This is a genomic window from Streptomyces sp. VRA16 Mangrove soil (assembly GCF_017377775.1).
Taxonomy (GTDB): domain Bacteria; phylum Actinomycetota; class Actinomycetes; order Streptomycetales; family Streptomycetaceae; genus Streptomyces.
The window spans coordinates 580,943-589,641 of the sequence record NZ_JAFVLN010000004.1 but is presented as its reverse complement, the minus strand read 5'-3'; the positions used below and the strand labels follow the sequence as shown (position 1 = coordinate 589,641).

Sequence of the window (8,699 nt, the reverse complement as noted above, 5' to 3'; positions counted from 1 at the left end):
ACTTTGGGACGGCGCGCTGGGTTACTCTCAGGGGGTCCACCCTCTCCGCGGCGCCCCCCCGCGGGGGTGGGGGGGGCCGCGGCCGGAGTGGTGGCCCCAGGCGTCGCAGTGCCAGAACCTGAGGACGCTGCGGCGGCCTAGGTCACCGGGGTGCTCGGTCATGGGCCGGACCCCAGGAACCGGGGCCGGCCGGACCCCGCGCCACGCCGGGCACCGAGGGCCGTGCCACGCGGATGGCCGGGCCCGGCGTCAGCCCACGTGGACGCGCGGCCGGCGCTCCGGGTCCGGCTCCGCGCGGCGCAGCACCTCGCGGGTGACCGGGGCGACCTCGCCGTCGCCGAACACGAGGAAGCGCAGCAGGTGGCTGACCGGGTGTCCCTCGGTCCAGTTGAAGTAGGCGTGCGGGACCTCGCCCGTGCGGTCGCGCAGGTTCATCAGGACGGCGGCGACCGTGTTCGGGACGCCCGGCCCGTGCACCCGCAGGCGGCGCACGCCGTGCTTCTCGTCGCCGTGGACGGTCAGGTCCTCGGTGAAGTCGGAGGAGTCCTGGATGAAGACCTCCAGGAACAGGAGCGCCCCGTCGTCCGGGATGTGCGTGTCCTCGCGCTGGCAGGCCTCCTTGGCGCGGTACTCGGCGCTGGTGTGCTCCTGCGGCTCGTTGGCGACGATGCGCAGCGGGCCCTGCGCCGCCGCCTCGTCGATCAGCCGGGCGGCCGTCTCGTCGTACGCCACCGCGCCCGCGCGCAGTTCGAAGGCGCGGTGCACCCGGGAGGCGAAGGAGGAGATCAGGATCGCGAAGATGAAGATCAGGGCGATCTTGATGCCGTCGGGGCGCTCGACGACGTTCGTGACGAGCGTGTAGGCGAAGACCGCCGTGATCGCGCCGAACCCGATCGTCGACTTGCGGTGGCCGCGCCGGTGCACGGCGACCGTGGAGGCGAAGGACGCGGACAGCATCAGGACCAGGACGCCGGTCGCGTACGCGCCGGACTGGTCGTCGACGTTCGCGTTGAACCAGAGCGTGATGGCGACCGCCGCCGCCATGAACGTCAGGACCAGCGGCCGCACGGCCCGGGTCCACTCCGGGGCCATGCCGTAGCGCGGGAGGTAGCGGGGGACCAGGTTGAGCAGGCCCGCCATCGCGGAGGCGCCCGCGAACCACAGGATGGCGATGGTCGAGACGTCGTAGACCGTGCCGAAGGCCTCACCGAGGTACTGGTGCGCGAGATACGCCAGGGCGCGGCCGTTCGCCGAGCCGCCCGCCTTGAACTCGTCCTGCGGGATCAGGATCGTCGTCGCCAGGCTGGAGAACAGCAGGAAACAGCTCATGATCAGCGCCGCGGTCGTGAGCAGCTTGCGGGTGTCGCGGATCCGGCCGGCGGGCTTCTGGTACGTGTCCGAGGAGTCGCCCTTGACCTGCGGCATCACCGCGACACCGGTCTCGAACCCGGACATGCCGAGCGCCAGCTTCGGGAAGACGAGCAGGGCGACGCCGACCATCATGAACGGCGAGGAGTGCTCGGCCGTCATCGCGTCCCACCAGTTGGTGATCTTGACCGGCTGGGTGAAGACATGGCCGACGGCCGTGATCAGCACGACCACGTTCAGCGCGAGATAGGCGCCCACCAGGACGACGGCGACCCGGATCGCCTCCTGGAAGCCCTTCAGGAAGACCGCGCCGAGCGCCGCGAGCAGCGCCAGCGTGATCCACATGTTGGCGTTGTGCAGCCAGTGCGGGGCGAACGGGTTCTCCACGACGTGCGCCGCCGCGTCCGCCGCCGACAGAGTCATCGTGATCATGAAGTCGGTCGCCGCGAACCCGAGCAGGACCAGGACGAACAGCTTCCCCGCCCACCAGGGCAGCAGCCGCTCCAGCATCGCGATCGAGCCCTCGCCGTGCGGGGACTCCTTGGCCACCCGCCGGTACACCGGCAGCGCGCCGAGCAGCGTCAGGGCGATCAGGACCAGCGTGGCGAGCGGCGAGAGCAGTCCGGCGGCCAGCGCCGCGATGCCCGGCTGGTAGCCGAGCGTGGAGAAGTAGTCGACGCCCGTCAGACACATCACGCGCCACCACTTGTGGCCGTGGTGCTCCTCCGGAACATGCCCGTGCGGGCCCTGATGCCGGGCCGTCTGCTCGCTCAGGCCCTCCAGCAGCCAGGACCGCCAGCGTGAACTGCGGGCGGGCGCGGCGGCGGCCGGGGTCTCGGCCTGGGTGCCGGTCATGTCGGTGCTTTCTGTCGGACGGCTCGGCGACGCCGCGCGGCACGGACCACCGTCGACAGGACTGCCGACGGCCGAACGCGAGCGCGACGACGTGCGAGTATCCATCACATCGTCACCTGTGCATCGCGCGGGGGCGACCTCGCGGTCCCCTCCGTGTCCCCGGTCCCACGAGCTGCGCATACGCTGGCCGGATGCAGGACGAGTACCGCACGGTGGCCCACGAGGGCGTGCACGAGACAGAGATCAACCGCTCCCGGTTCCTGTGCGCGCTCGCGCCCGCCGCGACCGAGGAGGAGGCCCAGGCCTTCGTCGCGCGCGTCCGCAAGGAACACCCCACCGCCACCCACAACTGCTACGCGTACGTCATCGGCGCCGACGCCTCCGTGCAGAAGGCCAGCGACGACGGCGAGCCGGGCGGCACCGCCGGAGTGCCGATGCTCCAGATGCTCACGCGCCGCGAGATGCGGTACGTCGTCGCTGTCGTCACCCGCTACTACGGCGGGGTGAAACTGGGCGCCGGCGGGCTGATCCGCGCCTACGGCGGCGCGGTCGGCGAGGCGCTCGACGCCCTCGGCACGGTCACCCGGCGCCGGTTCCGGCTCGCCACCGTCACCGTCGACCACGCGCGCGCGGGCAAGATGGAGAACGACCTGCGCTCGACCGGACGCGCGGTGCGCGAGGTCCGCTACGGCGCCGCCGTCGAGATCGAGATCGGGCTGCCCGAGGCCGACGTGGAGCGGTTCACGGCCTGGCTCGCGGACGTCAGCGCGGGCACCGCCGCGTTCGAACTGGGCGGGGAGGCCTACGGGTAACCGGGGGCCGACAGGGGGTTGATCCGGGTTCGGCGCGGCTGCTTGAATCGGATCATGGACGCAGGACAGCGGGACCTCACGCGGCGACGTCATGTCGACCTCGCGCGCGTGTGCAGCGCCGTCTGTCGCCTTTGCCACTGAGCCCCGTCGCGGGGCTCGCACGGATTCCCGCCTCCCGCCGTCCGGCGGTCGAGGCCCGTTCCGCACGTTCTCCCCTGCGCAAAGGACGGCACAGCCATGCCCCTGACCTTCCACTGGTTCCTGCCCACCAACGGAGACAGCCGCCGCATCGTCGGCGGCGGCCACGGCGTCCCCACCCACGCGGCCGGCGGCGACCGGCCCGCCTCCCTGGCCTACCTCGGCCAAGTCGCCCGTACCGCCGAACAGCTGGGTTTCGAGGGCGCCCTCACCCCGACCGGCGCCTGGTGCGAGGACGCCTGGCTGACCACCGCGATGCTCGTCGAGCGGACCGAGCGGCTGAAGTTCCTCGTCGCGTTCCGCCCCGGACTCGTCGCCCCCGCGCTCGCCGCACAGATGGCGGCCACCTACCAGCGGCACTCCGGCGGGCGACTGCTCCTCAACGTGGTCACCGGCGGCGAGGATCGCGAGCAGCGCGCCTACGGCGACTTCCTCGACAAGGACGGGCGCTATGCGCGGACCGACGAGTTCCTGCACATCACGCGCGCGTTGTGGCGCGGCGAGACCGTCGACTTCGACGGCGACCACGAGCGGGTCGACGGGGCGCGCCTGACCCGGCTGCCCGACCCCGTGCCCCCCGTCTACTTCGGCGGCTCGTCGAAGGCGGCGGGCCCGGTCGCCGCCCGGCACAGTGATGTGTACCTCACCTGGGGCGAGCCGCCCGCCCAGGTCGCCGAGAAGATCGGCTGGATCCGCACGCTCGCGAGGGCCGAGGGGCGTGACATCCGGTTCGGGATACGGCTGCACGTCATCGCCCGCGACACGTCCGACGAGGCGTGGGCACAGGCCCGGCGGCTCCTCGAAGGGGTCGACGCGAAGACCGTCGCCGACGTGCAGGAGGGGCTCGCCCGCTCGGGGTCCGAGGGCCAGCGGCGGATGCGCGCGCTGCACGGCGGCAGCCTCGACGCACTGGAGATCCACCCGAACCTGTGGGCCGGCGTCGGTCTCGTACGAGGCGGCGCCGGGACCGCGCTCGTGGGCTCGCACACCGAGGTCGCCGACCGCATCGCCGAGTACCACGCACTCGGCATCGACGAGTTCGTGCTCTCCGGCTACCCGCACGTCGAGGAGGCGTACTGGTTCGGCGAGGGCGTGCTGCCGGTGCTCGCCGCGCGAGGGCTGTGGCGGCGCCCGGCATAGGCCGCGGCGCAGGGAGCGCAGCGTTTCGGCTGGTCCGGCAGTTCCCGTCGTTCCCGGAGTTCCTCCCGTGATGTCCGACCCAGCCGTTAGCCTCGTGTGTCATGAGGCTGCTGCACACGTCCGACTGGCATCTGGGCCGAGCGTTCCACCGCGTGAACATGCTCGACGCCCAGGCCGCGTTCATCGGCCACCTCGTCGACACCGTGCGCGAGCGCGACGTGGACGCGGTGGTCGTGTCCGGTGACGTGTACGACCGGGCGGTGCCGCCGCTCGCAGCCGTCGAGCTGTACGACGCCGCGCTGCACCGCCTGGCCGACCTCGGCGTGCCCACGGTGATGATCTCCGGGAACCACGACTCCGCGCGGCGCCTCGGGGTCGGCGCCGGGCTCATCGGGCGGGCCGGCATCCACCTGCGCACGGAGCCGGGCCGGTGCGGCGAGCCGGTGGTGCTGGGCGACGCGCACGGGGACGTGGCGTTCTACGGACTGCCGTATCTCGAACCGGCGCTGGTGAAGGACGAGTTCGGGGTCGCGAAGGCGGGCCACGAGCAGGTGCTCGCCGCCGCCATGGAGCGGGTACGGGCCGATCTCGCGGAGCGTCGGGACGGGACGAGGTCCGTCGTCCTCGCGCACGCCTTCGTCACCGGCGGCGCGCCCAGCGACAGCGAGCGCGACATCACGGTGGGCGGCGTCGCCGCCGTCCCCGCCGGGGTCTTCGACGGGGTCGACTACGTGGCGCTCGGGCATCTGCACGGCAGCCAGCGGATCTCCGAGCGGGTCCGCTACTCCGGCTCGCCGCTGCCGTACTCGTTCTCCGAGGCCGACCACCGCAAGAGCATGTGGCTGATCGACCTGGACGCGGAAGGGGCCGTGACGGCCGAGCGCGTCGACTGCCCCGTGCCGCGGCCACTCGCCCGGATCCGCGGCGACCTGGTGGAGCTGCTCGCCGATGCCGCGCTGGAGATCCACGAGGAGTCCTGGGTCGAGGCCACGCTGACCGACGCGGTCCGCCCCGACGACCCGATGGCCCGGCTCACCGAGCGCTTCCCGCACACCCTCAGCCTCCTCTTCGACCCGCGCAGGACCGAGACCGAGCCGGACGCCAGCTACGCACAGCGCCTCAAGGGGCGCGACGACCACGAGATCGCGGAGGATTTCGTGACCCACGTCAGAGGCGCGGGACCCGACGAGGACGAGCGGACGGTGCTGCGCGCCGCGTTCGACGCGGTGCGGACGGACGCCTTCGTGAACGAGGCGCGCGAGGTCGCCCGGTGAGGCTGCACACCCTGCACATCACGGCGTTCGGCCCCTTCGGCGGCACCCAGGAGATCGACTTCGACGCGCTCTCGTCGGCCGGCCTTTTCCTGCTGCACGGCCCGACCGGCGCCGGCAAGACCTCCGTCCTCGACGCGGTCTGCTACGCGCTGTACGGGGCGGTGCCCGGCGCCCGCCAGAGCGCGGCCGGGCAGGGGCAGAGCCTGCGCAGCGACCACGCCGAGCCCGGCACGCGCACCGAGGTCCGCCTCGAGCTGACCGTCGCGGGACGGCGCCTGGAGCTCACCCGGCAGCCGCCGTTCGCCCGCCCCAAGAAGCGCGGCACCGGATTCACGACGGAGAAGGCGCAGAGCTGGCTGCGCGAGTACGACGCCGTGGCGGGGGAGTGGAAGGACCTCAGCCGCTCCCACCAGGAGATCGGCGAGGAGGTCACCCAGCTGCTCGGTATGAGCAAGGACCAGTTCTGCCAGGTCGTGCTCCTGCCCCAGGGCGACTTCGCCCGCTTCCTGCGCGCCGACGCCGAGGCGCGCGGCAAGCTGCTCGGCCGGCTCTTCGACACGCGCCGGTTCGCCGCCGTGGAGCAGCGGCTCGCCGAGGACCGGCGCGCCGCCGAGAAGCAGGTCACCGCCGGGGACGCCGAGCTGCTCGCCGAAGCGCACCGGATGCAGCAGGCCGCGGGCGACGTGGTGGAGACGGCACCGGTCGACGCGGTGCCGGGAGACCCCGGGGTCGCGGAGGCCGTCCTCGGATGGGCGGCCGTTGCCCGCTCCACGGCCCGGGAGCACTTCACGCACGCGCACCTGGCGCTGGGCGCCGCCGAGACGGCCCGCGTCGCCGCGCAGCGCGACCTCGCCGAGGCGCAGGAGACGGACCGGCTGCAGCGCAGGTTCGCCCAGGCCGAGGCGCGGGCGGCCGCGCTCGCCGCCCAGGAGGAAGAGCAGCGGGCGGTACGGGAGCGGATGGAGCGCGGCCGCAAGGCGGAGACCGTCGCGCCCGCGCTGTCCCTGCGGGACGCCGCGGAGGCCGAGCACGCGGCGGCGCTGCGCGAAGAGGCGCACACCAGACGGGAGTTGCGCGAGGCGCCGGACACCGGCGAGGGCGCCGTGGACAGCGGCCTCGCCGAGGCGGGACCCGGCGCGCTCGCCGAGGCCGCACGGCGTGTCGCCCAGGAGCTCGGCGGGCTCGACGCGGCGCGCCGGGCCGAGCGACGTCTCGGCGGGGTCGCCCGCGAGCGCGCGGACCTCGACCGGGAGGAGCGCGCCGACACCGAGCTTCTCGACGAGGCCGAGCAGTGGCTCGCCCGCTGGGACACCCGGCGCGGCGCACTGCAGGCCGAGGTCGACGCCGCCCAGGAGGCCGCGACGCGGGCCGAGCACCTCGGGGGACAGCTGGAGCCCGCACTGCAGCAGGCCCGCGCCGCACGCGAGCGCGACCGGCTCACCGCACAGGCGGACACCGCGCGGGACGACGCCCTCGCCGCCCGCGAGAAGTCGGCGCACGCCCGCGAGCACTGGCTCGCGCTCAAGGAGCAGCGGCTGCTCGGCATCGCCGCCGAACTCGCCGAGGAGCTGACGGACGGCGCACCCTGCGCCGTGTGCGGCGCCACCGAACACCCCGCGCCTCAGCGGAGGTCGGCGGGGCACGTCGACCGCGCCGCGGAGGAGGCCGCGCTCGCCGCCTACCGAGCCGCCGAGGACCGGGTCGCCGACGCCGAGCGCCGCGCCGCCGCCGTGCGCGAGGCACTGGCCGCCGCGAAGGCCGCCGCCGGGGACGCCCCGGCGGAGCAACTCGCCGAAGCGGCCCGCGCGTTGCAAGACCGACACGCCGAGGCGCGCGACCTGGCCTCCGGGCTGCACGCCGCCCGCGAGGCGCTGGCCCGCGCCGAGAGCGAGCACGGCCGCCGGCTCATCGCCCGCCAGGACGCCGCCACCCGCACCGCGGCGAGGTCCTCACTGCGTGACGCCCTGGACCGCGAACAGGCAGGTCTGGAGCGGGAGTTGACGCAGGCGCGCGGCGCCGCGGCGAGCGTGGAGGCGCGCGCGGCCCAGCTGGAGCGGCTGGTGGAGCTGCTCGGCACGGCGGCGGAGGCGGCCCGAGCCGTCGAGGACACCGCGCAGCGCCTCAAGGACGCGGACGCGCGACTCGCCGACGCGGCCTTCAAGGCGGGCTTCGACACGCCGCAGGAAGCGGCGGCCGCCCGGCTCGACGACGTACACCACCGTGAACTGCAGCACCGCCTGGACGCCTGGCAGTCGGAGACGGCGGCGGTCCGCGCGGTCCTCGCCGAGGAGGACACCGCTGCCGCCGCCCGCAGGCCCGCGGCGGACGTCGCCGCCGCGCACGCCACGGCCGAGGCCGCGGACGCGCGGGTGCGTGCCGCGGGTTCCGGGCGGGACGCGGCGCAGCGCCGCTGCACCGAACTCGACCGGCTCTCCCGGCGCGCCGCCACCGAGGCCCGGCGCCTCGGCCCGCTGCGCGCCACGTACAACCGCGTCGCCCGGCTCGCCGCCCTCGCGGCCGGCACCTCGGCGGACAACGAGCGCAAGATGCGCCTGGAGTCGTACGTGCTCGCGGCCCGCCTCGAACAGGTGGCGGCGGCGGCGACGGCGCGCCTCAGCCGCATGTCGGCCGGCCGGTACACGCTGGTGCACTCCGACTCCACCGCAGGGCGCGGCCGTTCGGGCCTCGGCCTGCACGTCGTCGACGCGTGGACCGGGCGCGAGCGGGACACGGCGACGCTCTCCGGCGGCGAGACGTTCTTCGCGTCCCTCGCGCTGGCGCTCGGCCTCGCCGACGTCGTCACCGACGAGGCGGGCGGGGTCCGCCTCGACACCCTCTTCATCGACGAGGGCTTCGGCAGCCTCGACGACCAGACCCTCGACGACGTCCTCGACGTCCTCGACTCCCTGCGCGAACGCGACCGCAGCGTCGGCATCGTCAGCCACGTCGGCGACCTGCGCCGCCGCGTCCACGCCCAGCTGGAGGTCGTGAAGGGGCGGGACGGGTCGGTGGTGCGGCAGCGCGGGGCGGAGACGGGGTGAGCCCGGCTCCG

General features: G+C 74.3%; 5 protein-coding genes. 4 read left to right on the top strand and 1 reads right to left on the bottom strand.

The annotated features are described in order from the left end of the window. Positions 1-249 precede the first annotated feature (249 nt). The gene (locus J3486_RS14910) at positions 250-2,223 is read right to left on the bottom strand and encodes an amino acid transporter (protein WP_207820765.1); all 1,974 of its coding nucleotides are present in this window, start codon (positions 2,221-2,223) and stop codon (positions 250-252) included. Between the two features lie 191 nt (positions 2,224-2,414). Between J3486_RS14910 and J3486_RS14905 the strand changes: the two genes are divergently transcribed. The 4 genes from J3486_RS14905 to J3486_RS14890 all read left to right on the top strand — a co-directional run bounded on the left by J3486_RS14905 (position 2,415) and on the right by J3486_RS14890 (position 8,688). Continuing rightward, a complete protein-coding gene (locus J3486_RS14905) occupies positions 2,415-3,035 on the top strand; it encodes a YigZ family protein (RefSeq protein ID WP_207820764.1) in 621 nt (206 codons plus the stop codon). A 237-nt stretch (positions 3,036-3,272) separates the two neighbouring features. Further along, positions 3,273-4,373: an LLM class flavin-dependent oxidoreductase gene (locus J3486_RS14900; RefSeq protein WP_207820763.1), complete on the top strand. Its 1,101-nt coding sequence runs from the start codon at positions 3,273-3,275 to the stop codon at positions 4,371-4,373. Positions 4,374-4,474: 101 nt separating this feature from the next. After that, the gene (locus tag J3486_RS14895) at positions 4,475-5,647 is read left to right on the top strand and encodes an exonuclease SbcCD subunit D (RefSeq protein ID WP_207820762.1); all 1,173 of its coding nucleotides are present in this window, start codon (positions 4,475-4,477) and stop codon (positions 5,645-5,647) included. Next, the gene (locus J3486_RS14890; protein ID WP_207820761.1) at positions 5,644-8,688 is read left to right on the top strand and encodes an AAA family ATPase; all 3,045 of its coding nucleotides are present in this window, start codon (positions 5,644-5,646) and stop codon (positions 8,686-8,688) included. The genes J3486_RS14895 and J3486_RS14890 overlap by 4 nt, the downstream gene beginning before the upstream one ends. Positions 8,689-8,699: the final 11 nt, after the last annotated feature.

What these genes read in the sequence shown, in the direction of transcription:
- J3486_RS14900 (WP_207820763.1), top strand. Translation starts at nt 3,273, where the DNA reads ATGCCCCTGACCTTCCACTGGTTCCTGCCCACCAACGGAGACAGCCGC.
- J3486_RS14910 (WP_207820765.1), bottom strand. Translation starts at nt 2,223, where the DNA reads ATGACCGGCACCCAGGCCGAGACCCCGGCCGCCGCCGCGCCCGCCCGC.
- J3486_RS14895 (WP_207820762.1), top strand. Translation starts at nt 4,475, where the DNA reads ATGAGGCTGCTGCACACGTCCGACTGGCATCTGGGCCGAGCGTTCCAC.
- J3486_RS14905 (WP_207820764.1), top strand. Translation starts at nt 2,415, where the DNA reads ATGCAGGACGAGTACCGCACGGTGGCCCACGAGGGCGTGCACGAGACA.